Below are 26,666 nucleotides of genomic sequence, written 5' to 3' on the forward strand. Positions count from 1 at the left end.
GAACAAAGTGGTTCCGCCCGCACCCCCTGACCGGCGGGCGGGACCGCTCTGTCTCCTTCCTCGCGCCCTGGAGCCATGCCGATGCCGGCCACCGCCACGCCCGTCCTGACCGCCCGTGCCCTGCTCCTGGACATGGACGGCACCATCGTCAACTCGGACGCCGTGGTCGAACGCTGCTGGCGCGCCTGGGCCGTCGAGCACGCGCTCGACCCCGCCGAGGTGCTCAAGGTCGTCCACGGACGACAGGGCCACGCGACCATGGCCGTGCTCCTCCCAGACCGGCCCATGGAGCAGAACCACGCGGACAACCGCGTCCTGCTCGCCCGGGAGACCGCGGACACGGACGGCGTCGTGCCCGTCGAGGGCGCGCCCGCGTTCCTGGCCGCGATCGCCGGCCTCCCGCACGCCCTGGTGACCTCGGCCGACGAGGCGCTGGCCACGGCCCGGATGAACGCGGCCGGACTGCCGATGCCGGCGGTGCGGGTGACCGCCGAGTGCGTGGGCGCGAGCAAGCCCGACCCGGAGGGCTTCCTCAAGGGCGCGGCCGAGCTCGGGTACGACCCCGCCGACTGCGTGGCCTTCGAGGACTCCGAGGCCGGGATCACGGCCGCCCGCGCGGCGGGCATGCGGGTCGTGGGCGTGGGTCCGAGGGCCGCCGCCTTCGCCCCCGACCTGTACGTGCCGGACCTGACGCACCTCACGGTGACCGCCCGCCCCGACGGCACCGTCGAGCTCAGCACCTGACGGCCTCCGCCTCCCTCGCACCGGACCTTGCCCGCAGGGCAGGGTCCGACGCGTGTCGAGGGCCACGACCGGCCCGTTCCCGGGGCGACCGTCCAGGCGGTCAGCCCGCGACGGCCTCGTACAGGCTGAACGCGGCCAGGGCCAGCATCAGCGCGGCCGCGATCCTGGTGATCAGCTGCAGCGGCACGTACTTCATCAGCGTCCGGCCTCCGAGGATCCCGATCCCGGCGACGGCCCACAGCGCCAGCACGGCGCCGAGGCCGACGGAGAGCGGGTTGTCGTAACGGGCCGCGAGGTTGGCGGTCATGATCTGGGTCAGGTCACCGAACTCGGCGACGAGGATGAGCATGAACCCGGCCCCCGAGACCTTCCAGAACGACTGGTCCGCCGGAGCCTTGATGCTCTCCTCCTCACCGCCGTCCCTCTTGAGGAGCAGCATCAGCCCACCGGCGAGGAACAGCAGGCCGACGACGGCCTGGACCAGCCGCTGCGGCAGCAGCGTGAGCACGCTTCCGGCCGCGACGGCGAGCCCGACGTGCACGGCGAAGGCCGCGGCCACCCCGGCGAAGACGTACGAGGCGCGGTAGCGGGTGCCGAGCATCAGACCTGCCAGCGCGGTCTTGTCGGGCAGCTCCGCGAGGAAGACGACACCGAACGTGATCGCCATGACGGTAAAGCTGATCATGGAGGGAGAACCTCAATCGGTCGGGCGCGGCCCTGCCGAGAGTCCTGAGCGTTTCAGGGGTCGCTTCGGCACGGCAGCGCCATGAACACATGGACACTGCGGCCGAAGGTCTCGCTGGCGGTCTCGGACGAGGCCGCCTCCGGGCGCCGGCCGGGCACGAGGCCCGGCAGTATGTCGACGTTCCGGCGAAGAGCTACTCCCCTTCTGCTGCGTACAGCCTACGCGACCGTACGACCGGCCTGTCGGGGACCCGGCTCCCGGCTTCCCCGGGCGTCCGGCGCGGGCGGCATCCGGTGGGCCCCGAGGAGAGCCAGGGTCGCGGTGCGCAGGGAGGACTCGGCCTCGGGAAGGGAGAGCCCGCCCGCGCGAACCTCGTCGCCCGCCGCGTGGCCGAGCGCGACCACCGCCGCCACGAGCCAGGCGGGTGACACGTGCGGGTCGAACTCGCCCGCGTTCTGGCCCCGCTCGATCAGGCGGGTGAGCCGGGCCGTGACCGGTTCGTGGCGGGCACGGTCCTCGTCGGGGGGCGTGGCGACGGCGTCGGTCCGGAGAACGCGGCGGGTGTCAGCGCCCTCGCGCTGCGCCGACGCGGTCAGTGAGGGTCCGCCCCGTCCCGGTGCAGCCGGCCCCGGGCGACGAGCTCGAGCACCACCGCGACCGCGACGGCCTGGACGGCCATCAGGGCGACGAGCACGAAGAACTGCACCGCGCCCGCCTCCACCGGTGAGGCGCCGCCGAGCAGCATGCCGACGAACGCGCCCGGCAGCGTGACCAGTCCGACGGTCCTGGTCTGGTCGAGACCGGGCAGCAGGGCGTCGGAGGCGGGCTCGCGGGCGACTTCCATGCGGGCGTCCCGGTCCGGCAGTCCGAGGGCGAGACCGGCCTCCACCTCGCCGCGACGCTGGGCCAGTTCGTCCAGGGCCCGGCGGCCGCCGAGGACGGTCGCGGTGAGCGCGCCGCCGATGAGGATGCCGGTCACGGGGATGAGGGCGATGCCCTTCACGGGCACGAGTCCGGTCAGCAGCAGGGCCGCGACGACGGGGAGGACGCCGGCGGCGATCGGCAGCGCGGCCCACCACCAGGTGGAGTTGGCCGTGATGCGGCGCCCGGCGGTGCGCACGGCGACGGCGTACATCAGCAGCAGGAAGGCGAGGAGCAGCGGTACGGCTTCGACGACCCAGCCGATCGCCAGGGAGACGACGGCGAGTTGGGCCGCGGCGCGCACGCCCGCGACGGCGATCGCACGGGAACGGCCCAGGTGGGCGAGGGCGGCGACGGTCGCCGCGGCGGCGAGCAGGACGGCCAGTACGGCTCCGAGGGTGAGGTTGACCGGCAGCAGCACGCGGCAACCCTAGCCGGTGGAACGGACGGTGCCGGTTCGTCAGAACCCTTGATGTGACGTGCCCATGTCGTCACTCTGTTACCTGGCGCCCATCCCCGAGCAACCTGGCGCCGCCAGCATGGCCACGCCTGGGCCCCTCCCGCACCGAAAGGGCGCAGGGATGGCCACGTCCCCCCACTCCCAAGGAGTTCGCATGTTTGGTGTCTACGCGCGTCACGCCCGTCGGGCGGCCGTCCTCGCCGCAGCCTCCGCCGTCGCGGCCACCGGCCTCCTGGCGACCGCGCCGGCCGCACAGGCCGCCCCGCCCACCCCTGTCAGCGCCTCCACGGCCCGCAGCTATCTCAGCCAGCTGACCGTCGCCCCCGAGGGCTCCTCCACCGGCTACAGCCGTGACCTGTTCCCGCACTGGATCACCCAGTCGGGCACCTGCAACACCCGCGAGGTCGTCCTCAAGCGCGACGGCTCGAACGTCGTCCAGGACTCCAGCTGCGCCGCCGTCAGCGGCAGTTGGCACTCCCCCTACGACGGCGGCACCTGGTACGCGGCCTCCGACGTCGACATCGACCACATCGTCCCGCTCGCGGAGGCATGGCGCTCCGGGGCGAACAGCTGGACCACCTCCCAGCGCCAGCAGTTCGCCAACGACCTGACCCGCCCGCAGCTGATCGCCGTCACCGACAACGTCAATCAGGCCAAGGGCGACCAGGACCCCGCCGAGTGGCTGCCCTCGGTCACCTCGTACCGCTGCATGTACGCCCGGATGTGGGTGCACACCAAGTACTACTGGAACCTGAAGGTCGACTCCGCCGAGAAGAGCGCGCTCCAGTCCATACTGAACGGCTGCTGACCGGCCTCCGGGCCCGCGCACACCGCGTGGAACCAGGCCGCCCCTCGCGTCGTTCCGTACCGTACGGGGTGACGGAAGGGGCACACATGGCCGGGCTGCGCCTGGGGCCGCTGCTGCGGTACGTGGACTGGGACACGGGCACGAGCGCGACCGTCTGGGTCGAGGCGGACCGCCCGTGCACGGCCGAGGTGCGCTGCGAAGGCGGCGGCCGCGGCTCCTCACGCACGTTCGCCGTCGCGGGCCACCACTACGCGCTCGTGCCCGTGACGGGCCTCGCACCGGGCACGACCTCGGCGTACGAGGTGCTGCTCGACGGCGAGCGGGTGTGGCCGCTGCCCGACTCGGCCTTCCCGCCCAGCACGATCCGTACGCCCGGCGCGGCCTCGGCGGACGTCGTCGTCTCCTTCGGCTCATGCCGCTGGGCCGCGCCGCCCGTCGGCGGGCACGACCCGGTGGGCCCCGACGCGCTGGACACCCTGGCCGCCGCGCTGGCGGCCGATCCCGCCGCCCGGCGGCCCGACGTGCTGCTCCTGCTCGGCGACCAGGTGTACGCGGACGAGACGTCGCACACGACCCGCCGGTGGATCGCCGAACGGCGGGCCCGAGCGGGCACGGGCGCCACGGCGCCGGCGGAGCAGGTCGCGGACTACGAGGAGTACACCCGGCTGTACGACGAGTCCTGGCTCGACCCCGAGCTGCGCTGGCTGCTGTCGGTGGTCCCCAGCTGCATGATCTTCGACGACCACGATCTGGTCGACGACTGGAACACCAGCGCCTCCTGGCTCGCGGACATGCGGACGAAGCCGTGGTGGCAGGAGCGGGTGACCGGCGGGCTCATGTCGTACTGGGTGTACCAGCACCTGGGCAACCTCTCCCCCGCCGAGCTGGAGGCCGACGAGCTGTACGGGCAGGTGCGGGCGGCCGGGGACGGGACCGACGCCCTGCGGAAGTTCGCGCTGCGCGCGGACGCCGACCCGGCCTCGGTCCGCTGGAGCTACCGCCGCGACTTCGGCCGCACCCGGGTGCTGATGGTCGACACACGGGCCGGCCGCGTGCTGGAGGAGCAGGACCGGGCGATGCTCGACCCGCAGGAGGCCGCGTGGCTGCGGGACCAGGCTCTCGCCGGCCGGGGCTCGCTCGACCACCTGCTCGTGGGCAGCTCGCTGCCGTGGCTGCTGCCGCCCCTGATCCACGACGTCGAGACGTGGAACGCGGCGCTGTGCCGGGGCGGGCGCGGTGCGCGCTGGGCGCGGCTGAGCGAGCGGCTGCGCAGAGTCGCGGACCTGGAGCACTGGGCGGCGTTCCCGGCGTCGTTCGAGAAGCTGACGCGCATGATCGCGGAGGCGGGCGCCGGTGAGGACGCCCCCGCGACCGTGTGCGTGCTCTCCGGCGACGTGCACCACGCGTATGTGGCGGAGCCGGTGTGGCCGTCGGCCGGGCGGCCCGTGGCACGGGTGCTCCAGCTGACGTGCTCGCCGCTGCACAATTCGGTGCCCGCGGCGATCCGGGTCGGGTTCCGGTTCGGCTGGAGCCGGTTCGGGAAACGGCTGGGCCGCGCGCTGGCCCGGCACGGCCGCACGGGTGCCCCGTCCGTGAACTGGCGGCGTACGGGCGGTCCCTGGTTCGGCAACCAGCTCATGACCCTGACGCTGCGGGGCCGTTCCGCGGCGCTGCGGCTCCAGCGGGTGGAGGGCCCGGAGGAAACGCGGGGCGGAGCCGCGCGGCTGACGACCGTGCTGGAGCGGAGCCTGACGGACGCCCCCTGACGGGCGTCACGTTCCGGCCGTGCGGGGCGGGCGACGCGGACCCGGCCCGGCGGCCTGCGGCGCGGCACCGGCATGATGAGGCGGACGATCCGCTTCCAGCGCCCGTCGCGCACCCCACATGCCCCGGGAGTCAGTGTTGTCCGCAGGTTCCGCGCAGTCCCCCCGCCCCTTCGCGATGGCCCTCGTCGGCGCAGGCCCTCGCGGCACGTGTTTCCTCGAACGGCTCTGCGCCTCCGTCCCCGACCTCGCCCCGGACACGCCCCTGACCGTCCATGTCGTCGACCCCGCCGCCCCCGGTGCGGGCCGCGTGTGGCGCACCGACCAGAGCGCCGAGCTGCTCATGAACACGGTGGCCTCGCAGGTGACGGTGTTCACGGACGACAGCGTCGCCTGCGAGGGGCCGATACGCCCGGGGCCGAGTCTGTACGAGTGGGCGGCCGGCCGGGCGGGCGAGCGACTCGGCCCCGACGACTACCCCACCCGCGCCTGCTACGGGCGCTACCTGGAGTGGGCCTTCGCCCGCACGGTGGCCTCGGCCCCGCAGACGGTCGAGGTACGGGTGCACCGGGCCCTCGCCGTACGGCTGGAGGACGACCGGGACGTCCCGGCCGGCGTACGGGACCCGCTGCAGTCGCTCCGGCTCGACGACGGCACGCTGCTGTCCGGGCTGAGCGCGGTGGTTCTGGCGCAGGGCCATCTGCCGGTGGTTTCACGCCAGTCCACCGCGCAGCTCGCCGACTACGCGGCCCGCCGCCCGGGGCTGCGCCACTTCCCGCCCGCCAACCCGGCCGACCTCGACCTGTCGGGCATCGCCGCCGGGGAGCGGGTGCTGCTGCGCGGACTGGGGCTCAGCTTCTTCGACCACCTGGCCCTGTTGACCACGGGGCGCGGCGGCTCGTTCGTCCGCGACGGGGAGCGGGGGCTCGTCTATCGTCCGTCCGGGCGCGAACCCGTGCTGTACGCGGGCTCCCGGCGGGGCGTGCCCTACCAGGCGCGCGGCGACAACGCCAAGGGCCCGTCCGGACGGCACGAACCGCTGGTGCTGACTCCGGAGGTGATCGCCGGCTTCCGGGAGCGGGCCGAGGCCGGGCACCCTGCCGACTTCCTCTCGGAGATCTGGCCTCTGGTCGCCAAGGAGGTGGAGACCGTCTACTACGCGTCCCTGCCGGCGGTCCGGGAGCGCGAGGGCGCGGGCGGCCGTTCAGGCTCGGGCTCGGGCGGGGGCTCGGGCTCGGGCTCGGGCGGGGGATCCTTCCGGGAGCGGTTCCTGGCGGCGCGGCACGGCAGCGCCGAGGAGGCCGAGACGCTGGAGGCGTTCCGCGTGAGGGAGGCGGACCGCTGGTCGTGGGAGCGTCTCTCCCGTCCGCACCGGGGCGAGGTGTTCACCTCGCGCGCCGGTCACCGGGCCTGGCTGCTCTCGTATCTGCGCGCCGACGCCGCGCAGGCCGGGCTCGGCAACGTCGACGGCCCGGTGAAGGCGGCTCTCGACGTCCTGCGCGACGTCCGCAACGAGCTGCGCCTGATCGTCGACCACGGCGGTCTGACCGGTACGTCCCGCCGCGACCACCTCGACCGCTGGTACACGCCGCTGAACGCGTTCCTGTCCATCGGCCCGCCCCGGCGCAGGATCGAGGAGATGACGGCGCTGATCGAGGCGGGCGTCCTGGAGGTGGTGGGCCCGCGGATGTCGGTGGGCACCGAGGCAGGGCTGTTCACGGCGCACTCGCCCGATGTGCCGGGATCGGCCGTGACGTTCACCGCGCTGATCGAGGCGCGCCTGCCGGAGCCGGACCTGCGCAGAACGGACGACGAGCTGCTCGGCCGGCTGCTGAAGACGGGGCAGTGCCGCCCCCACGCCATCGACGGTTACGAAACCGGTGGTCTCGATGTCACACCGCGCCCGTACCGTCTGGTCGACCGTCAGGGCCGTGCGCACCCACGGCGGTTCGCGTTCGGTGTGCCCACCGAGGGCGTGCACTGGGTGACCGCGGCGGGCGCCCGCCCGGGCGTGGACTCGGTGACGCTGTCGGACGCCGACGCGGTCGCGCGCGCGGCCCTGCGCTCGCTCACCCCGCCGCTCGCGGGCGCGGGCCGCGGTCCGGGCAGGGGTGACCGGGCCCGCATCGAGAGCAGGGCGGAAATCGGACACGGCCGGATGTTGAAGTTGCAAGTATGAGTTAGGTCCGCCTAACCTTTGTCTCCTCATCGGTTCCGTCCCCCCATGACCGAAGGAGTCCCATGGCAACCCCCACGCTCTCCGGCCGGCTGCATCAGGCGCAGCCGTACGCGCTCGGGCTGTTCCGCGTCGTCGTCGGCCTGCTGTTCCTGTGCCACGGCGCGGCCTCGCTGTTCGGCGTGCTCGGCGGGATGAACGGCACCACCGTCGAGACCGGCGCCTGGCCCGGCTGGTACGCGGCGGTCATCCAGCTCGTCGCCGGCGCGCTGGTGCTGCTCGGCCTCGGCACGCGCACGGCCGCGCTCCTCGCGTCCGGCTCGATGGCGTACGCCTACTTCTCGGTGCACCAGCCGGAGTCCCTCTTCCCGCTCCAGAACGGCGGCGAGGCGTCCGCCATGTTCTGCTGGGCGTTCCTGCTGCTGGTCTTCACCGGCCCGGGCGCGCTCGCGCTCGACGGCCTGTTCGGCGCGCGCGGCGCCGAGCGGGAGGGCGAAGGCGCTCTGGAGGAGAAGACGGCCGTGACCGCCTGACGTCCCAACCGGTCCGTCACGGACGGCATTCGGGCCCCCGCGGCCCAGTCGCGCATCCGCCCGCGGAGTCCGGCGGCGCCCGGTCCCTCGCCACGAGGGGCCGGGCGCTCGGCGTTCCCGCCTGTCGGACGCGCCCTGCACGTCACGCGGAATACGACATCTCGCCCCCCTCCCGCCACCCTCCCGATCTCCGTGCGTCACCCGGGCGTACGCTGTACAGCTGTCAAGCCGCCCCCTGACGCCCCTCGCGACACCGCGGCCTTGTCACCGAAACCGGGGAGAGAACAAGGTGCTGGAGAGTGTGGGGTCGCTGACCGGCAGCCCATGGATCTACGCCGTCGTGGCCCTGTCCGTCCTCCTCGACGTCTTCCTGCCCGTCCTGCCCAGCGGGGTGCTGGTCATCACGGCCGCGACCGCTGCCGCCGCGGGCTCCACGGCGACCGTCGCGGGCGCGGCGGGGCAGGTGCAGCGCGAAGTGCCCTCCCTGCTCGTCCTCCTGCTCTGCGCGGCGACCGCGTCCGTGCTGGGCGACCTGGTCGCCTACCGGCTCGCCCGGCGCGGCGGTGCCCGCTTCGACCGGGCCATCGCGCGCTCCCCCCGCCTGACCAGGGCGCAGGAACGTCTCGGTGCCGCGCTCAGCCGCGGCGGCGGAGCGCTCGTCGTCATCGCCCGCTTCGCCCCCGCCGGACGCTCGGTCGTCTCGCTGGGAGCGGGCGCCTCACGCCGCAGGGTGAGGGAGTTCCTGCCGTGGTCGGCCCTGGCCGGTGTGGCGTGGGCCGGCTACAGCGTCGGCCTCGGCTACTTCGGCGGGCAGTGGCTCGGCGCGAGCTGGGTCGGCGCGGCGGTGTCGGTGCTGGCGCTGTTCGCGGCCGGGTGGCTGGCCGCCTACGTCATGCGGCGTCCGGCTCCGGCCGCCTGACGGCCCGGCCGCGCACCTCGAGCCCTTCGAGGAGCCTGCGGGTGGCCTCGGTGATCTCGTCGACGGCCTGCTCGAACACCTCCCGGTTGTGCGCGGCGGGCGCCCGGAAGCCGGACACCTTGCGCACGTACTGCAGAGCGGCGGCGTGCATGTCCTCCTCGGTGGCCTCCTCGGGGAGCACGGGCGGACGAAGGGTCTTGATGCTGCGGCACATGCGTCCAGTGTGCCGCGCGCCACTGACAGCCCGCGAGCGTCGTGCCCCGGGGAGGCAAGCGGCGGGGGCCCGTCCGGCCGGTCCGCGGGCGGACAGTAGAGTGCGGCTCCGTCCCCTCCCCCGCTATTCGAGGTACCCGACTCCGTGACCCCCGCACCGCGCCCACCTGCAGTGACCGTCGTCGGGATCGGCGCGGACGGCTGGCCGGGGCTCGCCCTCGCCTCCCAGGACGCCCTGCGCGCAGCCGAGGTGATCATCGGCGGTACCCGGCAGCTGGCGCTGCTGCCCGGCGAGTGCGGCGGCGAACGGGTGCCGTGGCCCAGCCCGCTGCGACCCGCCGTCCCCGGGCTCCTCGCCGCGCACGCCGGGCGCCGCGTCGCCGTCCTCGCCAGCGGCGACCCCTTCTTCCACGGCATCGGGCGCGCCCTGGCCGACGAGCTCGGGCCGGACGCCCTGCGCGTGCTGCCGCATCCGTCCTCCGTCTCGTACGCGTGCGCCCGGCTCGGCTGGCCCGTCGAGGACACCGGGGTCGTCACGCTCGTCGGCCGCCCGGCGGCCCGCCTCGCCGCCGCCCTGCACGAGGGGCGCCGCCTGCTGGTGCTCAGCGCGGGGGCGGACACGCCCGTGGAGGTCGCGGCCCTGCTGCGGGACCGCGGCTACGGCCCGACGCGGATGCGGGTGCTCGAACAGCTCGGCTCCGACGCCGAGCGGCACGTCGACGGCACCGCCGACACCTGGGACACCGGCGCTCCCCGTGCCGTCGACGCGCTGAACGTCATCGCCCTGGACTGCCGCCGCGCCCCCGGCGCCCTGCGGCTGTCCGCCGCGCCGGGTCTGCCGGACGAGGCGTACGAGCACGACGGCCAGCTGACGAAGCGCCACGTCCGCGCCGCCACCCTGGCGGCGCTCGCGCCCGCGCCCGGCGAACTCCTGTGGGACATCGGCGGCGGGTCGGGGTCGATCGCGATCGAGTGGATGCGTACGCACCCGTCGTGCCGCGCGGTCACCGTCGAACGCGACGCCGTGCGCGCCGAGCGCATCGCCCGCAACGCCGACACCCTCGGCGTGCCCGCTCTGCGCGTGGTGCGCGGGTCGGCGCCCGGGGCCCTGGCCGGGCTGCCCGCGCCCGACGCCGTGTTCATCGGCGGCGGGCTGACCGCCCCCGGCCTGCTGGACGCCTGCTGGGACGCGCTGGCGCCCGGCGGCCGGCTGGTCGCCAACACCGTGACGCTGGAGTCCGAGGCGCTGCTCGCCGAGCGGTACCGCGCGCTGGGCGGCGAGCTGGTACGGCTCGCGGTCGCGCACGCGGTGCCCGTCGGCGGGTTCACCGGCTGGCGCCAGGCGATGCCGGTCACCCAATGGTCCGTCACCAAGAGTGGAGAACTGTCATGACCGTGTACTTCATCGGCGCGGGCCCCGGAGCCGCCGACCTGATCACCGTGCGCGGCGCGCGCACGCTGGCGTCGTGCGGGGTGTGCCTGTACGCGGGCTCCCTGGTCCCCACGGAGCTGCTCGCCGAGTGCCCGCCGGACGCGCGGCTGGTGGACACGGCCCGGATGGACCTGGACGCCATCACGGCCGAGCTGGTCCGCGCCCACGAGGAGGGCCACGACGTGGCCCGGCTGCACTCGGGCGACCCGTCGGTCTTCAGCGCGGTCGCCGAGCAGATGCGGCGGCTGGACGCGGCGGGCGTGCCGTACGAAGTCGTCCCGGGCGTGCCGGCGTTCGCGGCGGCGGCCGCGGCGCTGAAGCGGGAGCTCACGGTCCCGACCGTGGGCCAGACGGTGATCCTGACACGTGTCGCCCAGCAGGCGACGCCGATGCCGGAGGGCGAGGACCTCGCGACGCTGGGCAGGAGCGGGGCGCTGCTGGTGCTGCACCTGGCGGCGCGCTATGCGGACCGGGTCGTCGACGAACTGGTCCCGTACTACGGCAAGGACTGCCCGGCGGCGGTCGTGGCGATGGCGAGCCGCCCGGACGAACTGGTCCTGCGGGGCACGCTGGAGGACATCGCGGACCAGGTGAAGGCGGCGGGGGTGACGCGGACGGCGGTGATCCTGGTGGGCCGCACGCTGGCGGCGACGCAGTTCCGCGACAGCCACCTGTACTCCCCGGAACGCGACCGCCACGCCTGCTGACGGGCCTGCCCGGGGTGCGCCCGGCACGGGGCGCGGCTCAGGCCCCCAGGTGCGGTCCCAGACCCCGGGTGGCTCCGGCATGGGAGCGGCCCAGGCCTCTGGGGCCGGCCCGGACGCCCCCGTGCGGCCCGAAGCCCCTGGGTGCGCCCGGAACAGGGCGCAGTGCAGGCCCCGGGCTGAGAGCGCCCCGACCCGTGCGACGCCCTCGTGACGTTGTGCCCACCCCTTCCGCCCAACGGAACAGTCGCCCACAACGACGGCAAGGTCCCGCACGGCGCAGTCCGCGCGAGCGCCGCCGGGGACGCAGCCCACACGTTCCGCGCGGCAAAGCCGCCCACGGGCGGGGACGGGGCCCACACGTTCCGCGCGGCCCAGCCCGCGCGGGGTTCGGGGCGGAGCCCGGTGCTCGTCAGAGTTCCGGGAGGGGCGGGGGGCATACCCCATGCACCTCCACAGCCCCGCGCTCGGGGCGCAGCCCCAGACCCCGTACAGCGACGCGGCGCGGACAACGGCTCACGGCCCCGCCGGGGCCGACCGGCCCACCACCGTCCCCGCGCGGTCGATGCACACCACGTCCACCGTCACCGGCGCGCCCCGCAGGACCGACAGGGCCTCGTCGCGGGCCCTCGCCGCGACGAGGTCGCCGAGCGGGACGCCCGCCGCCTCGCACAGGCGCAGCGCCGCCAGACCCGTGTTGGCCGTGGCGATCTCCGCGGCGAGGGACTCGGACGCGCCGCCCGCGCGGGCCAGGTCGGCGAGGAAGCCCTTGTCGACCTGGGAGCGGGCCGAGTGCAGGTCCAGGTGACCGGCCGCCAGCTTGGAGAGCTTGGCGAAGCCGCCGCAGACGGTGAGCCGGTCGACCGGATGCCGCCGCACGTACTTCAGCACCGCGCCCGCGAAGTCGCCCATGTCGAGCAGGGCGATGTCCGGCAGGTCGTAGAGCGTGGTCACGGTCCTCTCGGAGGTCGAGCCGGTACAGCCCGCCACGTGCGTCAGGCCCGCCGCGCGGGCCACGTCCACGCCGCGGCGGATGGAGTCGATCCAGGCCGAGCAGGAGTACGGGACGACGATGCCGGTCGTCCCGAGGACGGACAGGCCGCCCAGGATGCCGATCCGCGGGTTCCAGGTGGAGCGGGCGATCTCCTCGCCGTCGTCGACGGAGACGGTGATCTCGACGTCCCCCGTGCCGCCGTGCCGGTCCGCCACGAGCGCGACGTGGTCGCGCATCATCCGGCGCGGGACCGGGTTGATCGCCGGCTCGCCGACCTCCAGGGGCAGGCCGGGCAGCGTGACCGTGCCGACGCCCGGTCCGGCCCGGAAGACGACTCCGGAACCGGCCGGCAGCAGGCGGACCGTCGCCCGGACGAGCGCGCCGTGCGTCACGTCCGGGTCGTCGCCGGCGTCCTTGACGATCCCGGCCATGGCGGACGACGAGCCGGTCAGGGCTTCGACGGCCAGGGCGAAGGACGGCGTCTGGCCCTTCGGCAGGGTGATCGTCACCGGGTCCGGGAACTCCCCGGTGAGCAGCGCCGTGTACGCGGCCGTGGTCGCCGCCGTCGCGCACGCCCCGGTCGTCCATCCGGGCCGCAGACCGGTGTGCTTGAGTTGGGCGTCCCGCCCGCCGCCTGAACTCATGTGAGGACTCCCGTGCACGTACTCGTTCTCGGTGGGACCACCGAGGCCCGCACCCTCGCCGCGACCCTGCACCCTACGGTCCGCGTCACCAGTTCGCTGGCCGGGCGCGTCGCGAGCCCCCGGCTGCCTGCGGGCGAGGTACGGATCGGCGGGTTCGGCGGTGTGGACGGGCTCGTGGACTGGGTGCGCGCGCACCACGTGGACGCGGTCATCGACGCCACCCATCCCTTCGCCGAGCGGATCAGCTTCAACGCGGCCAGGGCGGCCGCCACCGCCCATGTTCCCCTGCTGGCACTGCGCCGCCCCGGCTGGGTCCCTGTCGAAGGCGACGACTGGCACCCGGTCGGCTCGCTGACCGAGGCGGCCCGCGCACTGGACGGCCTCGGGGAACGCGTGTTCCTGACGACCGGGCGCATGGGTCTCGCCGCCTTCGCGGACTGCCCGCAGTGGTTCCTCGTCCGGTCGGTGGACGCGCCGGAGGCGCCGATGCCGGCCCGCAGCGAAATCCTCCTGGACCGGGGCCCCTTCACCCTGGACGGCGAGAGCGCGTTGCTGCGCACCCACCGCGTCGACGTCCTGGTGACGAAGGACAGCGGCGGCGCGGCGACCGCCCCGAAGCTCCGCGCGGCCCGCGACGCGGGCATCCCGGTGGTGGTCGTGCGCAGGCCGCCGGTGCCGGAGGGCGTGCGGGTGGCCGCGACGGTCGAGGAAGCGGTGGCCTGGGTACACGGCTGAGGCCGCCGCCCCTCGGGGGGGCGACGGCCTCGTTCACGCGTGCCTCAGCTGGCGGCGGGAGCGCCGAGTTCGGTGACTGCCACCCAGTTCACCGTCTCGTCGTCCACGCGGAGGGAGTTGGCCCAGTCGTCCACGGCCACCACGGCGTACATGACGGTCTCGCCGTCCGCCGCACTGCCGTGGAGGAACGAGATGGCGTCCTCGCCGAGGCACGCGACCCGGTGGGCCGGCCAGACGTGGCCGCCTTCGCCGTCGCCGTACTTCTCGGCCTTGAAGACCTCGTACCGCTTCAGCGGGGGCGAATCGGCCTGCGGGAGCCGGGTCGTCGCGAAAAGGCCGTCCGCGTCGGGTGTCTCGACGCGGACGGCCTCGGCGCCTTCACTCGTAGCGGCGCGGCGTCCAGGCGATCGTGCGGCCGTCGCCGCGTTCGACCGCCTCGGTCCGGGACGAGCCGACCAGCAGCAGCGTGCGCATGTCGACCTCGGAGGGCTCCAGCGTCTTCAGGGTCACCACCCGCACCGACTGCTCCGGGCCGCCCACGTCCCGCGCCACGACCACCGGGGTCTCGGGCGAGCGGAGTTCGAGCAGCAGGTCACGGGCGGCCGCGACCTGATGGGTACGGGAGCGGGAGCCCGGGTTGTAGATCGCCAGGACCAGGTCCGCCGAGGCCGCCGCGCGCAGGCGCTCCGCGATGACCTCCCAGGGCTTGAGCCGGTCGGACAGGGAGATCGTGGCGTAGTCGTGGCCGAGCGGGGCGCCGGCCGCGGCCGCCGCCGCGTTCGCCGCGGTCACGCCCGGCAGCACCCGTACGGGCACGTCCCGGTACTCCTCCTGCGAGGCGACCTCCAGCACCGCCGTGGCCATGGCGAAGACCCCCGGGTCACCGCCCGAGACGACCGCGACCCGCCGTCCGCGCCGCGCCAGGTCCAGGGCGAACTCGGCGCGTTCGGACTCCACCTTGTTGTCGGAGCCGTGGCGGATCTGGCCGGGGCGGTGCGCGACACGGTCCAGGTACGTGGTGTAGCCGACGAGGTCGTCGGCGTCGGCGAGCGCGCGGCGCGTCTCGGGCGTCAGCCACAGCGGGCCGGCCGGCCCCGTGCCGACGACCACGACTTCGCCGCTCTCCGGGCGCGGCCTCGGGTTGGCGATACGGCTGGGCACGACGGCGACGGAGAAGTACGGCACCGACCCGGGGTCGATGTCGGCCAGTTGCCCGGTCCGTTCGCCGTTCATCGTGGCCCGCTCCACGTACCGGGCCTCGTCCAGCCGGCCCGAGGTCTCCATCGCGCGGCGCACGGCCGGGAAGGTGCGGCCGAGCTTCATCACGACGGCCGAGTCGGTCGCGGCGAGACGGGCGGTCAGCTCCTCCTCCGGCAGCGTGCCGGGGATGACCGTGAGGACCTCCTCCGCCTCGCACAGCGGCGTGCCGAGCCGGGCCGCGGCGGCGCTGATCGAGGTGACGCCGGGGACGACCTCGGTCGGGTAGCGGTGCGCGAGCCGCTTGTGCATGTGCTGGTAGGAACCGTAGAAGAACGGGTCGCCCTCGGCGAGGACGGCCACCGTCCGCCCGGCGTCGAGGTGCTCGGCGAGCCGGGCCGCCGCCTCCTCGTAGAAGTCGTCGAGCGCGCCGCGGTACCCGCCGGGGTGGTCGGTCGTCTCGACCGTGATCGGGTACATCAGGCGCTCCTCGATGTGGTCGGGGCGCAGATGCGGGGCGGCGATGGAGCGGGCGATGGAACGGCCGTGGCGCGCGCAGTGGTACGCGATCACGTCCGCCTCGGCGATGATGCGCGCGGCGCGCAGGGTCATCAGCTCCGGGTCGCCGGGGCCGAGCCCGACGCCGTACAGGCGCCCCGTCGTCTTCTGGTCGTCGCTCACTACTCCGCCTCGCTCGCGATCGCGTTGACGGCGGCGGCGGCCATGGCGCTGCCGCCGCGGCGGCCGCGCACCACGAGGTGTTCGAGCCCCATCGGGTGGGCGGCCAGGGCGTCCTTGGACTCGGCGGCGCCGATGAAGCCGACGGGAACGCCGATGACGGCGGCGGGCCGGGGCGCCCCCTGCTCGATCATCTCCAGAAGCCGGAACAGCGCGGTGGGGGCGTTGCCGACGGCGACGACGGAGCCCTCCAGCCGGTCGCGCCACAGTTCGAGCGCGGCGGCGCTGCGGGTGGTGCCCAGTTCGGCGGCGAGCGCGGGCACGGACGGGTCGGAGAGCGTGCAGATCACCTCGTTGTCGGCGGGCAGCCGTTTGCGGGTGACGCCGCTCGCCACCATCTGCGCGTCGCACAGGATCGGCGCGCCGGCGCGCAGGGCGGCGCGGGCGTGCAGGACGACGTCCGGGGAGTGGGCGAGGTCGCGGACGAGGTCGACCATCCCGCAGGCGTGAATCATGCGGACCGCGACCTGGGAGATCTCGGCCGGCAGGCCGGCGAGGTCCGCCTCCGCGCGGATCGTGGCAAAGGACTGGCGGTAGATCTCCGCGCCGTCCTTCTCGTAGTCGAACACTGTGCTCTCGCTCACTTCGTCGGTCGTTCGGTGGGGTCGGTGGAGTTGCTGCGCGCCGCCGCGAGGGCGTCGGCGAGTTCGGTCAGAGGGACGGTGTGCCGCGGGACTCCTGGGGCGGTCAGGTCGTAGCGGCCCTCGCCGGTCGCGACGACGTCCACCCAGGCGCCCCGGGGATGCCCGCAACGGCGTTCGCAGCCGGACCAGTACACGGGCAGCCCACCCGCACCGGCGGCGACACGGGCGGTGGCGTCGGCCCGTACGTCGGCGAGGGACTTGGCGCAGCCGGGCCGTCCGGTGCAGGCGCCCACGCCGACCCAGGGCGAGTCGGGCCCGGTGACGAGGCCCGCGTCGGCGAGGGCGGGCAGGAGCGCACCGGAGACGCCGGGAAGGACGACACCGCGCCAGGGCGTGACGCGCAACTCCCCGGTCCCGTACGTCTCGGCGGTCCGGGCGAGCAGCCGCCACTGCGCGACGCGCATGCGTCCGAGGGTGACGCCGACGTGCAGGGAGACGGCGCCTGCGGGGCCGTCGACGACGCCGGGCACGGGGATGGCGGGCTCGCCGCCCGGGCCGGGCCAGGGGCCCGTGGGTCCGCCGGAAGCATGGACGACACCCGACGCGGAGGCCGTGGTCCCGCCGCCCTGTTCGGGACCGTGGGCGGGAGCACCGGCTCCGGCCGTGGCCGACGCGTCGGCCACGGCAGGGCCGCCGGACGGCGCTCCGTCGCGGGCACGGGCTGGGCTCGGCCCCCCGGGGCCTTCCGGCAGTCCGGCGCCCGCCGTCGCCGGCTCGGCGTCCGCGCCTCGCGCGGGCGGGCCGACGTCCGCGTCCGCGCCCCGCCCGGAGCGATCCGACGCGGACGCACCGTGCGACGCGAGCACGGCCACACCTGCCGCCGCCGCCCGGCGGGACAGCTCCGCGGCCGACACCGTGTACGCCGGCGGAAGTTCCCGCACCCGCCACGCACGCGTGCCGCCGGCGTCCGCCGCGTCCAGGAACGCCTCGGCCGCGAGCAGCAGCGCACGCGCGCCGTCCTGCGTGCCGACCTCCAGCGCCTGTTCTCCGAGCAGGACCCGCACCCGCGCCCCGCCCGGCTCTGCGAGCAACATCACATCCGCGCCGAGCCCCGCCATGTCCCCGCGGCCGTCGTCCAGCGCGAACAGGAACCGGCCCGACAGCGCCGTGGCCCGCTCGCTCGCGCACAGCAGCGCGTCCAGTTCGCGCACGAGCGGCTGGACGTCGAGGTGACCGCGGCCGTCCAGCCCGGACAGCGGCGAGGCGACGACGTTGCGCACCCGCTCGTGGGCGGGCGCGGGCAGCAGGCCCGCGGCGTCCAGATGTGCCGCCAACTCCCCGCCGCAGCCCCGGCCGAGGCCCCTCAGCTGAAGGTTGCCGCGGGACGTGATGTCGAGCGCGCCGTCGCCGAGCCGCTCGGCCGCGTCGGCCAGGGCGTACGCCTGCCGGGCGCTCAGCACTCCCGCGGGCACGCGGACGCGCGCCAGCGCACCGTCGTCCGCGGTGTGCAGTCGCAGCGCGCCGGGGCAGGCATCACCGCGGTCCCGTACGGGAGTTTCGTCCCGGTCCGGGCGGTTCGAGGGGGCCGAAGGCATGGCGGCGAGCATACCGACCATCGGACAAGCCACCTGCTGCCGGAGACGTGACGGCCCTTACTATGCTGAGCAGCGGGCCACACGGTCCGTCACCGCCGAAGACGGCGTCAGGGGAGGAAGCCCGGTGAGATCCCGGCGCGGTCCCGCCACTGTGAGCCCGGCAGCAGCGCAGCACGCGCACGCGGCCGGGTGAGCCAGGAACTCCCGCCGTCCTCAACCGCCCGGGGCGCGGAAACCCCGAGGAAGGCCAGACGTCGCATGCCGATCTCGTCCGAGGGACTGCCCTCGCAGCCCCGCATCCTGCTCCTGTCGACGTCCGACACCGACCTGCTCAGCGCCCGCGCGGCAGCCGGACCGGTCGCGTACCGCTTCGCGAACCCCTCCCGCCTGCCGGTCGAGGACCTCCCCGGCCTCCTGGAGGGCACCGACCTCGTCGTCGTACGCCTCCTCGGCGGGCTGCGCGCCTGGCAGGAGGGCATCGACCTGCTCCTCGCCCAGGACCGCCCGGTCGTCGTCCTCACCGGCGAACAGGCCCCCGACGCCCAGCTGATGGAGACCTCCACGGTCCCGATCGGCATCGCCGCCGAGGCCCACGCGTACCTCGCGCACGGCGGCCCGGCCAACCTGGAGCAGCTCGCCCGCTTCCTGTCCGACACCGTGCTGCTCACCGGCCACGGCTTCGAGCCCCCGGCGGCCGCGCCCACCTGGGGCCGTCTGGCGCGCACCCCGCGCCGGGAGACCGACGGCCCGCTGATCGCCGTGCTCTATTACCGCGCCCACCACATGAGCGGCAACACCGCCTTCGTGGACGCCCTGTGCGGTGCGATCGAGGACGCCGGCGGCCGGGCCCTGCCCCTGTACGTGGCGTCGCTGCGCGCCCCCGAGCCGGAGCTGCTGGAACAACTGCGCAGCGCCGACGCCCTGGTGACCACGGTGCTCGCGGCGGGCGGCACGCGCCCGGCCGACGCGTCGGCCGGCGGCGACGACGAGTCGTGGGACGCGGGCGCGCTCGCCGCCCTGGACGTGCCGATCCTCCAGGCGCTGTGCCTGACGGGCCCGCGCTCGGCGTGGGAGGACAACGACGAGGGCCTGTCCCCGCTGGACGCGGCCAGCCAGGTGGCGGTGCCGGAGTTCGACGGCCGGCTGATCACGGTCCCGTTCTCGTTCAAGGAGATCGACGAGGACGGCCTCCCGTCGTACGTCGCCGACCCCGAGCGCGCCGCCCGTGTCGCCGGGACCGCCGTGCGCCACGCCCGCCTGCGCCACATCCCGAACGCGGACAAGCGCATCGCGCTGGTCCTGTCCGCGTACCCCACCAAGCACTCCCGCATCGGCAACGCGGTCGGCCTGGACACCCCCGCCTCCGCCGTCGCCCTCCTGCGGCGCCTTCGCGCCGAGGGCTACGACTTCGGGCCCGAGGCCGACATCCCGGGCCTCGTCTCCGGCGACGGCGACGAGCTGATCCACGCGCTGATCGAGGCCGGCGGCCACGACCAGGACTGGCTGACCGAGGAGCAGCTCGCCCGCAACCCCGTGCGCATCCCGGCGGCCGACTACAAGCGCTGGTACGCCGAACTCCCGGCCGAACTGCGCGAGGCCGTGGAGGAGCACTGGGGCCCGGCGCCCGGCGAGATGTTCCTGGACCGGTCGCGCAACCCCGAGGGCGACATCGTGCTGGCGGCCCTGCGCCGCGGCAACCTGCTGATCCTCATCCAGCCGCCGCGCGGCTTCGGCGAGAACCCGATCGCGATCTACCACGACCCCGATCTGCCGCCCTCGCACCACTACCTGGCCGCCTACCGCTGGATCGCCGCGTCGGCGGACGACGGCGGTTTCGGCGCGGACGCGATGATCCACCTGGGCAAGCACGGCAACCTGGAGTGGCTGCCGGGCAAGAACGCGGGCCTGTCCGCGGCCTGCGGCCCCGACGCCGCGCTCGGCGACCTCCCGCTCGTCTACCCGTTCCTCGTCAACGACCCGGGCGAGGGCACCCAGGCCAAGCGCCGGGCGCACGCCACGCTGGTCGACCACCTGGTGCCGCCGATGGCGCGGGCGGAGTCGTACGGCGACATCGCGCGCCTCGAACAACTCCTGGACGAGTACGCCCAGATCTCCTCCATGGACCCGTCCAAGCTGCCCGCGATCCGCGCCCAGATCTGGACGCTGATCCAGGCGGCGAAGCTGGACCACGACCTCGGGCTGGACGACCGCCCGGACGACGACGGCTTCGACGACTTCCTGCTGCACGTCGACGGCTGGCTGTGCGAGGTGAAGGACGCGCAGATCCGCGACGGTCTGCACGTCCTGGGCGGCGCGCCGACCGGCCCGGAGCGGGTCAACCTGGTCCTGTCGATCCTGCGCGCCCGCCAGATCTGGGGCGGTACGACGTCGCTGCCGGGGCTGCGCGAGGCCCTGGGCCTCGACGAGTCCGCGGCGACCCGGACGACGGCCGACGAGGCGGAGGCCACGGCCCGCGCACTGGTCGAGGCGATGGAGGCGGCGGACTGGGACCCGGACGCGGTGCCCACCGCCCACGGCGAGCAGGTGGCGGCCATCCTGCGTTTCGCTGCGCTCGAAGTGGTCCCGCGCCTGTCCCGTACGACGGACGAGATCACCCACGCGGTCCACGCGCTGAACGGCGGCTTCGTCCCGGCGGGCCCGTCCGGTTCGCCGCTGCGCGGCCTGGTCAACGTCCTGCCGACGGGCCGCAACTTCTACAGCGTCGACCCGAAGGCCGTCCCCTCGCGCCTCGCCTGGGAGACGGGCCAGGCGCTCGCCGACTCCCTCCTGGAGCGCTACCGCGCGGACAACGGCGAGTGGCCCACGTCCGTCGGCCTGTCCCTGTGGGGGACGAGTGCGATGCGCACGGCGGGCGACGACATCGCCGAGGCGCTCGCCCTGCTGGGCATCCGCCCGGTGTGGGACGACGCGTCGCGTCGCGTGACGGGTCTGGAGCCCATCCCGCTCGCGGAGCTGGGCCGCCCGCGCGTGGACGTCACCCTGCGCATCTCGGGCTTCTTCCGGGACGCGTTCCCGCACACGATCGGCCTGCTGGACGACGCGGTGCGCCTGGCCGCCTCCCTGGACGAGCCGGCCACCGAGAACCACGTCCGCGCCCACACCCAGGCCGACCTGGCCGAGCACGGCGACGAACGCCGCGCCACGACCCGTATCTTCGGTTCCCGCCCCGGCACGTACGGCGCGGGCATCCTCCAGCTGATCGACTCCCGCGACTGGCGCACGGACGCGGACCTGGCCGAGATCTACACGGTGTGGGGCGGCTACGCCTACGGCCGCGGTCTGGAGGGCCGCCCGGCGCGCGCCGAGATGGAGACGGCGTACAAGCGGATCGCGGTCGCGGCCAAGAACACGGACACGCGCGAGCACGACATCGCGGACTCCGACGACTACTTCCAGTACCACGGCGGCATGGTGGCCACGGTCCGCGCCCTGCGCGGCACCGCCCCGGAGGCGTACATCGGCGACTCCACCCGCCCGGAGACGGTCCGCACCCGCACCCTGGTCGAGGAGACGTCCCGCGTCTTCCGCGCCCGCGTGGTCAACCCCCGCTGGATCGAGGCGATGCGCCGCCACGGCTACAAGGGCGCCTTCGAACTGGCGGCGACGGTCGACTACCTCTTCGGCTACGACGCGACGACGGGTGTGGTCGCGGACTGGATGTACGACAAGCTGACCCAGACGTACGTCCTGGACCCGGAGAACCGCGCCTTCCTCCAGGAGGCCAACCCCTGGGCCCTCCACGGCATCGCGGAACGCCTCCTGGAGGCGGAGTCCCGCGGCATGTGGGAGAAGCCGGACCCGGCGGTGCTGGAAGGCCTGCGACAGGTGTTCCTGGAGACGGAGGGCGACCTGGAGGACGGGGCGGACGACTAGGCCGTGTTTTAGATCGGTGTTTCATTCCACGTCTCAGGCCGTGATGATCACGGTGTGGGTCGTGGGGATCTCTCTGATGAGCAGTGGTCAGTGCTGGAGTCGTTGCTACCGGCGGCAGGTGTCAACCGTCGGTCGCGGAACCGTCGGCGGTTGATCGATGGTGTGCGGTGGCGGGTGCGCACTGGAGTCCCGTGGAGGGATTTGCCGCGTGAGTACGGGCCCTGGCAGACCGTGTACGGGTTGTTCCGACGCTGGCAGCGCGAGGGCGTCTGGGCCCAACTCCTCACGTTGTTGCAGGCCAGAGCTGATGTGCTCGGACTGATCACATGGGAGGTGAATGTCGACTCCACGATCTGCCGCGCTCATCAGCACGCCGCCGGAGCCCGTCGGGACGGGTCCGCGCAGAAGGAACCGCCCGACGGCGTGGGCAACGAGCCAGCTGACCACGGACTGGGCCAGTCGCGGGGCGGGTTCACCACGAAGATTCATCTGGCCTGTGAACAGGGTCAGAAACCATTGTCGCTGCTGGTTACGGCAGGTCAGCGGGGTGACAGTCCACAGTTCGGCCCGATACTCGAGGGCATCCGGGTGCCGAAGGCCGGTGGAGGGCGCCCACGGCGGAAGCCGTCGCGGGTTCGGGGCGACAAGGCGTACTCCTCGCGCGCCAACCGTGCCTACCTGCGCAGACGCGGGATCCGGTGCACGATCCCGGAGCCGGTCGACCAGCTGCGCAACCGCAAGCGGCGCGGCCGTGCCGGTGGCCGTCCGCCGGCTTTCGACCGGCAGGACTACAAGGCCCGACATGCGGTCGAGTGCGGGATCAGCCGCCTCAAGCAGCACCGGGCCGTCGCGACCCGGTATGACAAACTCGCCGTCCGCTTCGAGGCCACCGTCCAAATCGCCGCGATGCACCAGTGGCTGTGAGCCACCGTCTCTCGTGCGGCCGTGCCATGCTGGGCCACCGAGTTCGGCAGCACACGTATGGGGAGAGTTCAGTGGCCGCCAGGTACTACTGCGCTGACAGCGAGAACGGCGACCACGTCGACGACCCGTCCGAGGTCGTCCTGTTCATGCTGATCGACGACCTCAACGACACGGACAACACCTTTGTCGTCATCCAACCCGACCAGGACGACCCCGCCTGGTTCGCTTCAGTTGCCGTCCTGGAAAACGGCGGGTATGAGATCGTCCGCCGTGACACCACCCGACACGAACACGACGTCGTCGTCGCGACCAGCACCGACCACATCGCGGGCGACCTCACCAAGTGGCTGGCCGCCCGCGCTTCCTAAAACACGGCCTAGGCAGGTCCGGCGGGGGCTGTCGGTCCCCGCCGGTACGGTCCTGCCATGACAGCCCGCATCGACCTGACCCTCGACTGCACGGACGCGCGACTCCTCGCCGGGTTCTGGAAGACGGCGCTGGGTTACGTCGACGAGCCCCCGCCGCCCCCGTTCGCCACCCGCGAGGAATGGCTCGCCCAGTTCGACCTGCCGGACGACGACTCCGCGGACGACGGCGCCTGGCTCTGCGACCCGGACGGCGTCGGCCCCCGGCTGTGCGTCCTGAAGGTCCCCGAGCCCAAGACGGCGAAGAACCGGCTCCACATGGACGTCCGCGTCCCGGGGCACGGCACGCCCGAGGAGAGGTGGGAGCGGATCCGGGCGGAGTCCGAGCGGCTGGTCGCGGCGGGCGGCAGCGTCCTGGAGGTGTTCGACGGGCATCACGTCGTGATGGCGGACCCGGAGGGCAACGAATTCTGTGTGGGGGCGGGGCCGGCGTCGGCCTGAGAACCGCCCGCCCCCTCCCCCACCGCGGAAATCCCTTACGCTGGCGCGCAGTTGCGTCCGTCCGGGACCATGCGTACTCCCCGGACCCGCTCGTCGGCGCCCCGTACCGCCCAACGAACCGCTTCCCAGGAGGGTTTCCCGTGTCGGAACACCACCCCATGTCTGACGCTGCCGCGGAGATACGCGCCCGGATCGACACGAGCAGACCGCACTCCGCCCGCTTCTGGAACTACTTCGTCGGCGGCAAGGACAACTACGAGGTCGACCGCCAGACCGGCGACCACATCAAGCAGATCTTCCCCGGCCTGGTCGACGTGGCACGCACGAGCCGGCACTTCCTCGGGCGCGCGGTGACGCACCTGGCGGGCGAGCGGGGCATCCGGCAGTTCCTGGACATCGGCACCGGTCTGCCGACCGCGGACAACACCCACGAGGTCGCGCAGCGGGTGGCTCCGAACGCGCGCATCGTCTACGTCGACAACGACCCGATGGTGCTCGCCCACGCCCGCGCCCTCCTCACGAGCACGCCCGAGGGCCGCACGGCGTACCTGGACGCCAACCTGTACGCGCCGGACGACATCCTGAAGGCCGCACAGTCCACGCTCGACTTCTCCGAGCCCGTCGCACTGATGATCCTCAACACGCTGGGCCACGTCGCCGACTACGCCGAGGCGCGCGACCTGGTCTCGCGGCTCATGGCGGGTCTGCCGTCCGGCAGTTACCTGGTGATCAGCGACAGCACCGCGACGAGCGACGGCATGATCGCGGCGTCGAACGCGTACAACCAGAGCGGCGCGATCCCCTACTACGTGCGCGGCGTGGACCAGATCGCCGGCTTCTTCGACGGCCTCGAGCTGGTGTCCCCGGGCGTCGTCCAGGTCACGAAGTGGCGCCCGACCGACACCGAGGACGATGCGCCGACGGTCGACGCGTACTGCGGGGTGGGCCGCAAGCCGTAGCCCCGGCGCACACGCCCCCCGGCCGTCACCGGCCGGGGGGGCGATGCCCAACTCCCTTGCCGCCAACGCCAGTACACTCCCGGCCATGACCGCAGCCGAACCTCCCCTCGCAGGGGACGAGACCGCCCCACTCCTGGGCTCCCCGGAGCGCCGGCGGGCGACCCTGCTGTGGAAGCTCCCGTGAGGCGCCTGCCGTGAAGCGGGCGGTCCCCGCACCTGCCCGCCGCTCGATGAACACCTCACGCTCCTGGAACAGGTGCACCGGGTTGGTCACGCGTTGCGTGGGGCCACCAGGCCGGATTCGTAGGCCATGACCACGAGTTGGGCCCGGTCGCGGGCATGGAGCTTGGTCATGGCCCGGTTGATGTGCGTCTTCGCGGTCAGCGGGCTGATCATCAGGCGGCCCGCGATCTCGTCGTTGGACAGACCCTGCGCGACCAGGACGACCGCCTCCCGTTCGCGGCTGGTCAGCTCCTCCAGTCCCGCGCCGACGCCCGTGGGGAGCGGCTGGGCGACGTACCGGTTGATCAGCTTGCGGGTGATCGAGGGCGCGAGCAGGGCGTCGCCACGCGCGGCGACGCGTACGGCGTGCAGGAAGTCCTCCGGCACGACGTCCTTGACCAGGAATCCCGCAGCGCCGGCGCGCAGCGCGTCGAAGACGTACTCGTCCAGGCCGTAGTTGGTCAGGATGACGACGTGCACCCCGGCCAGGGCCGGGTCCGCGGCGATGCGCCGGGTCGCCTCGATGCCGTCGACGACCGGCATCTGGATGTCGACGAGCGCGACGTCGGGCAGGTGCTCCCTGGCGAGCTCCAGGCCCTCGCTGCCGTCGGCGGCCTCCGCCACGACCTCGATGTCGTCCTCCAGATCGAGGAGCGCGCGGAATCCGCTGCGGATGAGTGGCTGGTCGTCGACCAGCAGGACACGGATCACGACCCTCCGTCCAGGGGGAGTTCGGCCTGGACCGTGAAACCGCCCTCGCCACGTGGTTCCGCCCGCAGCCGACCGCCGAGGGCGGTGACGCGTTCGCGCATCCCGAGCAGCCCGACGCCGGGAGTCGGCGCGGCGTCCGGTGTGGCCCTGCCGTCGTCGTCGATGCGTATCGCGAGGGCGTCCGGACGGCATTCGATCCGGACCGACGCCGTGCCGGCGTCCGCGTGACGTGCGATGTTGGTCAGCGACTCCTGGACGATCCGGTAGACGGTCCGTCCCACCGCGGCCGGCACGCCGTGCCGCTGTCCCTCGATCGTCAGCGTCGCCCCCAGGCCGGTCCTGCTCGCTCGTTCCACCAGCTCCGGGACGTCGTCGAGCCCACGCGGCGGAGTCGTGTCGTCGTCGCGCAGCGCCTCGAGGGTCGCACGCAGCTCCCGGCTCGCCTCACGGCCCGCTTCCTGGATCGCCAGCAGGGCCTCCGGCACCTGTTCGCCGCGCTTGCGGGCCACATGGACGGCCACTTCGGCCTGCACCTTGATGACCGAGATCTGGTGGGTGAGCGAATCGTGCAGCTCCCGCGCGATGTGCAGCCGCTCCTCGTCGGCGCGCCGCCGTGCCGTCTCCTCCCGGGTGCGCTCGGCCTCGTCCGCCCGCCGCTCGGCCTGCCGCAGCGCCTCGCCGGCGGCGCCGGCGGCGATCAGCCAGGCCAGCTCCAAGGCGCCTCGTGCCTGCGCGAACGCCTCGCCCGTGTCGTGCCGTCCGGAGGCCAGAGCCGCGAGCGGGAGCATGGCCAGCATGGCCACGCTCGCCGCCACCGTGACGGTGCGGTGCCCCGCCCGCACGGCCGCGTACACCGCGAACAGGTACGCGACGACGGGCACGTCGAAACCGGCCGCCTGGTACCCCACGGCGCACAGCCCGGTGACGGCCAGGACGGCGACGGGAGACCGGCGGCGCGCGGCCAGCGCCAGCCCGCCGGCCGTCAGCAGCGCGTACCCGAGCAGATCGAGGTTCGTGGCGGAACGCTGCCCGGACAGCCCGGTCACCAGCAGCGCCGCCGCCACGCCGACAGCGATGACCCAGTCTCCGAAGCGGGCCCCGACCGGGGACTGACCTGCACTCATGCGCGCACCCTAGCTGGCTGCCGCCGCGGGCGAGTCCCCTTCGTGGACGAGCAGCCGACTACCGCACACGCGGTACCCACGCGCCTCCTGCGACGTCCGTGGTACCCGGGTGCGGCATCGG

General features: G+C 74.0%; 25 protein-coding genes and 1 riboswitch. Of the genes, 15 read left to right on the forward strand and 10 right to left on the reverse strand.

Annotated features, from left to right (window positions below; translation table 11 throughout):
* Window positions 1-81 precede the first annotated feature (81 nt).
* A complete protein-coding gene (locus AB0K02_RS01305) occupies window positions 82-744 on the forward strand; it encodes an HAD-IA family hydrolase (RefSeq protein ID WP_365990263.1) in 663 nt (220 codons plus the stop codon).
* A gap of 100 nt (window positions 745-844) precedes the next feature.
* Here AB0K02_RS01305 and AB0K02_RS01310 read toward each other — a convergent pair whose 3' ends face one another.
* Both AB0K02_RS01310 and AB0K02_RS01315 read right to left on the reverse strand, forming a co-directional pair.
* A complete protein-coding gene (locus AB0K02_RS01310) occupies window positions 845-1,429 on the reverse strand; it encodes a TMEM165/GDT1 family protein (RefSeq protein ID WP_365990264.1) in 585 nt (194 codons plus the stop codon).
* Between the two features lie 218 nt (window positions 1,430-1,647).
* Window positions 1,648-1,860, reverse strand: coding sequence for a hypothetical protein (locus AB0K02_RS01315; protein ID WP_365990265.1), 213 nt, complete (start codon window positions 1,858-1,860; stop codon window positions 1,648-1,650).
* On the opposite strand from AB0K02_RS01315, the gene AB0K02_RS01320 reads away from it, so the two are divergent.
* Window positions 1,861-2,028 (forward strand): hypothetical protein, encoded by a 168-nt coding sequence (locus AB0K02_RS01320; RefSeq protein WP_365990266.1) that lies wholly within the window; start codon window positions 1,861-1,863, stop codon window positions 2,026-2,028.
* Here the strand turns inward: AB0K02_RS01320 and AB0K02_RS01325 are convergent.
* The gene (locus AB0K02_RS01325) at window positions 2,022-2,771 is read right to left on the reverse strand and encodes an ABC transporter permease (protein WP_365990268.1); all 750 of its coding nucleotides are present in this window, start codon (window positions 2,769-2,771) and stop codon (window positions 2,022-2,024) included. The genes AB0K02_RS01320 and AB0K02_RS01325 overlap by 7 nt on opposite strands.
* Before the next feature lie 193 nt (window positions 2,772-2,964).
* Between AB0K02_RS01325 and AB0K02_RS01330 the strand changes: the two genes are divergently transcribed.
* The 5 genes from AB0K02_RS01330 to AB0K02_RS01350 all read left to right on the forward strand — a co-directional run bounded on the left by AB0K02_RS01330 (window position 2,965) and on the right by AB0K02_RS01350 (window position 9,009).
* Complete coding sequence (locus AB0K02_RS01330) at window positions 2,965-3,618, forward strand: HNH endonuclease family protein (RefSeq protein WP_365990269.1); 654 nt, start codon at window positions 2,965-2,967, stop codon at window positions 3,616-3,618.
* A gap of 86 nt (window positions 3,619-3,704) precedes the next feature.
* Window positions 3,705-5,384, forward strand: a complete 1,680-nt coding sequence (locus tag AB0K02_RS01335; protein WP_365990270.1) for an alkaline phosphatase D family protein — start codon at window positions 3,705-3,707, stop codon at window positions 5,382-5,384.
* Between the two features lie 175 nt (window positions 5,385-5,559).
* Window positions 5,560-7,560 carry an FAD/NAD(P)-binding protein gene (locus AB0K02_RS01340; RefSeq protein WP_365990721.1) on the forward strand — a complete coding sequence of 667 codons (2,001 nt, stop codon included), beginning with the start codon at window positions 5,560-5,562 and terminating at the stop codon, window positions 7,558-7,560.
* Between the two features lie 62 nt (window positions 7,561-7,622).
* Window positions 7,623-8,090: a DoxX family protein gene (locus AB0K02_RS01345; protein WP_365990271.1), complete on the forward strand. Its 468-nt coding sequence runs from the start codon at window positions 7,623-7,625 to the stop codon at window positions 8,088-8,090.
* A 289-nt stretch (window positions 8,091-8,379) separates the two neighbouring features.
* A complete protein-coding gene (locus AB0K02_RS01350) occupies window positions 8,380-9,009 on the forward strand; it encodes a VTT domain-containing protein (RefSeq protein WP_365990272.1) in 630 nt (209 codons plus the stop codon).
* Here AB0K02_RS01350 and AB0K02_RS01355 read toward each other — a convergent pair.
* Window positions 8,981-9,223 (reverse strand): DUF2277 domain-containing protein, encoded by a 243-nt coding sequence (locus AB0K02_RS01355; RefSeq protein WP_365990273.1) that lies wholly within the window; start codon window positions 9,221-9,223, stop codon window positions 8,981-8,983. The two genes, AB0K02_RS01350 and AB0K02_RS01355, sit on opposite strands and share 29 nt — an antisense overlap.
* A 144-nt stretch (window positions 9,224-9,367) precedes the next feature.
* On the opposite strand from AB0K02_RS01355, the gene cbiE reads away from it, so the two are divergent.
* On the forward strand, window positions 9,368-10,615 hold the full coding sequence (gene cbiE / locus AB0K02_RS01360; RefSeq protein WP_365990274.1) for a precorrin-6y C5,15-methyltransferase (decarboxylating) subunit CbiE: 1,248 nt from the start codon (window positions 9,368-9,370) through the stop codon (window positions 10,613-10,615).
* Entirely contained in the window at window positions 10,612-11,361 is a 750-nt protein-coding gene (gene cobM, locus AB0K02_RS01365) for a precorrin-4 C(11)-methyltransferase (protein WP_365990275.1), read from the forward strand. The genes cbiE and cobM overlap by 4 nt, the downstream gene beginning before the upstream one ends.
* A 513-nt stretch (window positions 11,362-11,874) precedes the next feature.
* On the opposite strand, the gene AB0K02_RS01370 is transcribed toward cobM, so the two are convergent.
* Window positions 11,875-12,996 (reverse strand): cobalt-precorrin-5B (C(1))-methyltransferase, encoded by a 1,122-nt coding sequence (locus AB0K02_RS01370; protein ID WP_365990276.1) that lies wholly within the window; start codon window positions 12,994-12,996, stop codon window positions 11,875-11,877.
* 12 nt (window positions 12,997-13,008) lie between these two features.
* Between AB0K02_RS01370 and AB0K02_RS01375 the strand changes: the two genes are divergently transcribed.
* Window positions 13,009-13,731, forward strand: coding sequence for a cobalt-precorrin-6A reductase (locus AB0K02_RS01375; RefSeq protein WP_365990277.1), 723 nt, complete (start codon window positions 13,009-13,011; stop codon window positions 13,729-13,731).
* Window positions 13,732-14,109: 378 nt separating this feature from the next.
* Here the strand turns inward: AB0K02_RS01375 and AB0K02_RS01380 are convergent, their stop codons facing one another.
* Genes AB0K02_RS01380 through AB0K02_RS01390 form a run of 3 tightly spaced genes read right to left on the reverse strand, consistent with a single transcriptional unit; the run spans window position 14,110 to window position 17,845 of the window.
* Window positions 14,110-15,609, reverse strand: coding sequence for a precorrin-2 C(20)-methyltransferase (locus AB0K02_RS01380; RefSeq protein WP_365990278.1), 1,500 nt, complete (start codon window positions 15,607-15,609; stop codon window positions 14,110-14,112).
* Window positions 15,609-16,235, reverse strand: coding sequence for a precorrin-8X methylmutase (locus AB0K02_RS01385; RefSeq protein ID WP_365990722.1), 627 nt, complete (start codon window positions 16,233-16,235; stop codon window positions 15,609-15,611). The genes AB0K02_RS01380 and AB0K02_RS01385 overlap by 1 nt, the downstream gene beginning before the upstream one ends.
* Before the next feature lie 11 nt (window positions 16,236-16,246).
* On the reverse strand, window positions 16,247-17,845 hold the full coding sequence (locus AB0K02_RS01390) for a cobalamin biosynthesis protein CobG (protein ID WP_365990279.1): 1,599 nt from the start codon (window positions 17,843-17,845) through the stop codon (window positions 16,247-16,249).
* Window positions 17,846-17,958: 113 nt separating this feature from the next.
* Window positions 17,959-18,049: riboswitch (cobalamin riboswitch) on the forward strand.
* A 54-nt stretch (window positions 18,050-18,103) separates the two neighbouring features.
* On the opposite strand from AB0K02_RS01390, the gene cobN reads away from it, so the two are divergent.
* From cobN to AB0K02_RS01415, 5 genes are all read left to right on the forward strand, one after another.
* Window positions 18,104-21,739, forward strand: a complete 3,636-nt coding sequence (gene cobN / locus AB0K02_RS01395) for a cobaltochelatase subunit CobN (protein ID WP_365990280.1) — start codon at window positions 18,104-18,106, stop codon at window positions 21,737-21,739.
* A 54-nt stretch (window positions 21,740-21,793) separates the two neighbouring features.
* The gene (locus AB0K02_RS01400; protein ID WP_365990281.1) at window positions 21,794-22,663 is read left to right on the forward strand and encodes an IS5 family transposase; all 870 of its coding nucleotides are present in this window, start codon (window positions 21,794-21,796) and stop codon (window positions 22,661-22,663) included.
* Window positions 22,664-22,689: 26 nt separating this feature from the next.
* Window positions 22,690-23,031 carry a hypothetical protein gene (locus AB0K02_RS01405; RefSeq protein WP_365990723.1) on the forward strand — a complete coding sequence of 114 codons (342 nt, stop codon included), beginning with the start codon at window positions 22,690-22,692 and terminating at the stop codon, window positions 23,029-23,031.
* A 57-nt stretch (window positions 23,032-23,088) separates the two neighbouring features.
* The gene (locus AB0K02_RS01410; protein ID WP_365990282.1) at window positions 23,089-23,529 is read left to right on the forward strand and encodes a VOC family protein; all 441 of its coding nucleotides are present in this window, start codon (window positions 23,089-23,091) and stop codon (window positions 23,527-23,529) included.
* Window positions 23,530-23,687: 158 nt separating this feature from the next.
* Window positions 23,688-24,488 (forward strand): SAM-dependent methyltransferase, encoded by an 801-nt coding sequence (locus tag AB0K02_RS01415; RefSeq protein WP_365990283.1) that lies wholly within the window; start codon window positions 23,688-23,690, stop codon window positions 24,486-24,488.
* 270 nt (window positions 24,489-24,758) lie between these two features.
* On the opposite strand, the gene AB0K02_RS01420 is transcribed toward AB0K02_RS01415, so the two are convergent.
* Both AB0K02_RS01420 and AB0K02_RS01425 read right to left on the reverse strand, forming a co-directional pair.
* A complete protein-coding gene (locus AB0K02_RS01420; protein WP_365990284.1) occupies window positions 24,759-25,421 on the reverse strand; it encodes a response regulator transcription factor in 663 nt (220 codons plus the stop codon).
* Complete coding sequence (locus AB0K02_RS01425) at window positions 25,418-26,545, reverse strand: histidine kinase (protein WP_365990285.1); 1,128 nt, start codon at window positions 26,543-26,545, stop codon at window positions 25,418-25,420. Before AB0K02_RS01425 ends, AB0K02_RS01420 begins: the two co-directional genes overlap by 4 nt.
* Window positions 26,546-26,666: the final 121 nt, after the last annotated feature.

Origin of the sequence: Streptomyces sp. NPDC049597 (genome assembly GCF_040675505.1) — a bacterium.
Classification (GTDB): domain Bacteria; phylum Actinomycetota; class Actinomycetes; order Streptomycetales; family Streptomycetaceae; genus Streptomyces.

Excerpts from the sequence above, each read along its gene's own strand:
- AB0K02_RS01305 (WP_365990263.1), top strand. The coding sequence starts at position 82 with ATGCCGGCCACCGCCACGCCCGTCCTGACCGCCCGTGCCCTGCTCCTG.
- AB0K02_RS01310 (WP_365990264.1), bottom strand. The coding sequence starts at position 1,429 with ATGATCAGCTTTACCGTCATGGCGATCACGTTCGGTGTCGTCTTCCTC.
- AB0K02_RS01330 (WP_365990269.1), top strand. The coding sequence starts at position 2,965 with ATGTTTGGTGTCTACGCGCGTCACGCCCGTCGGGCGGCCGTCCTCGCC.
- AB0K02_RS01335 (WP_365990270.1), top strand. The coding sequence starts at position 3,705 with ATGGCCGGGCTGCGCCTGGGGCCGCTGCTGCGGTACGTGGACTGGGAC.
- AB0K02_RS01340 (WP_365990721.1), top strand. The coding sequence starts at position 5,560 with ATGGCCCTCGTCGGCGCAGGCCCTCGCGGCACGTGTTTCCTCGAACGG.
- AB0K02_RS01345 (WP_365990271.1), top strand. The coding sequence starts at position 7,623 with ATGGCAACCCCCACGCTCTCCGGCCGGCTGCATCAGGCGCAGCCGTAC.
- AB0K02_RS01355 (WP_365990273.1), bottom strand. The coding sequence starts at position 9,223 with ATGTGCCGCAGCATCAAGACCCTTCGTCCGCCCGTGCTCCCCGAGGAG.
- cobM (WP_365990275.1), top strand. The coding sequence starts at position 10,612 with ATGACCGTGTACTTCATCGGCGCGGGCCCCGGAGCCGCCGACCTGATC.
- AB0K02_RS01370 (WP_365990276.1), bottom strand. The coding sequence starts at position 12,996 with ATGAGTTCAGGCGGCGGGCGGGACGCCCAACTCAAGCACACCGGTCTG.
- AB0K02_RS01390 (WP_365990279.1), bottom strand. The coding sequence starts at position 17,845 with ATGCCTTCGGCCCCCTCGAACCGCCCGGACCGGGACGAAACTCCCGTA.
- cobN (WP_365990280.1), top strand. The coding sequence starts at position 18,104 with ATGCCGATCTCGTCCGAGGGACTGCCCTCGCAGCCCCGCATCCTGCTC.
- AB0K02_RS01405 (WP_365990723.1), top strand. The coding sequence starts at position 22,690 with ATGCTGGGCCACCGAGTTCGGCAGCACACGTATGGGGAGAGTTCAGTG.
- AB0K02_RS01410 (WP_365990282.1), top strand. The coding sequence starts at position 23,089 with ATGACAGCCCGCATCGACCTGACCCTCGACTGCACGGACGCGCGACTC.
- AB0K02_RS01415 (WP_365990283.1), top strand. The coding sequence starts at position 23,688 with ATGTCTGACGCTGCCGCGGAGATACGCGCCCGGATCGACACGAGCAGA.
- AB0K02_RS01425 (WP_365990285.1), bottom strand. The coding sequence starts at position 26,545 with ATGAGTGCAGGTCAGTCCCCGGTCGGGGCCCGCTTCGGAGACTGGGTC.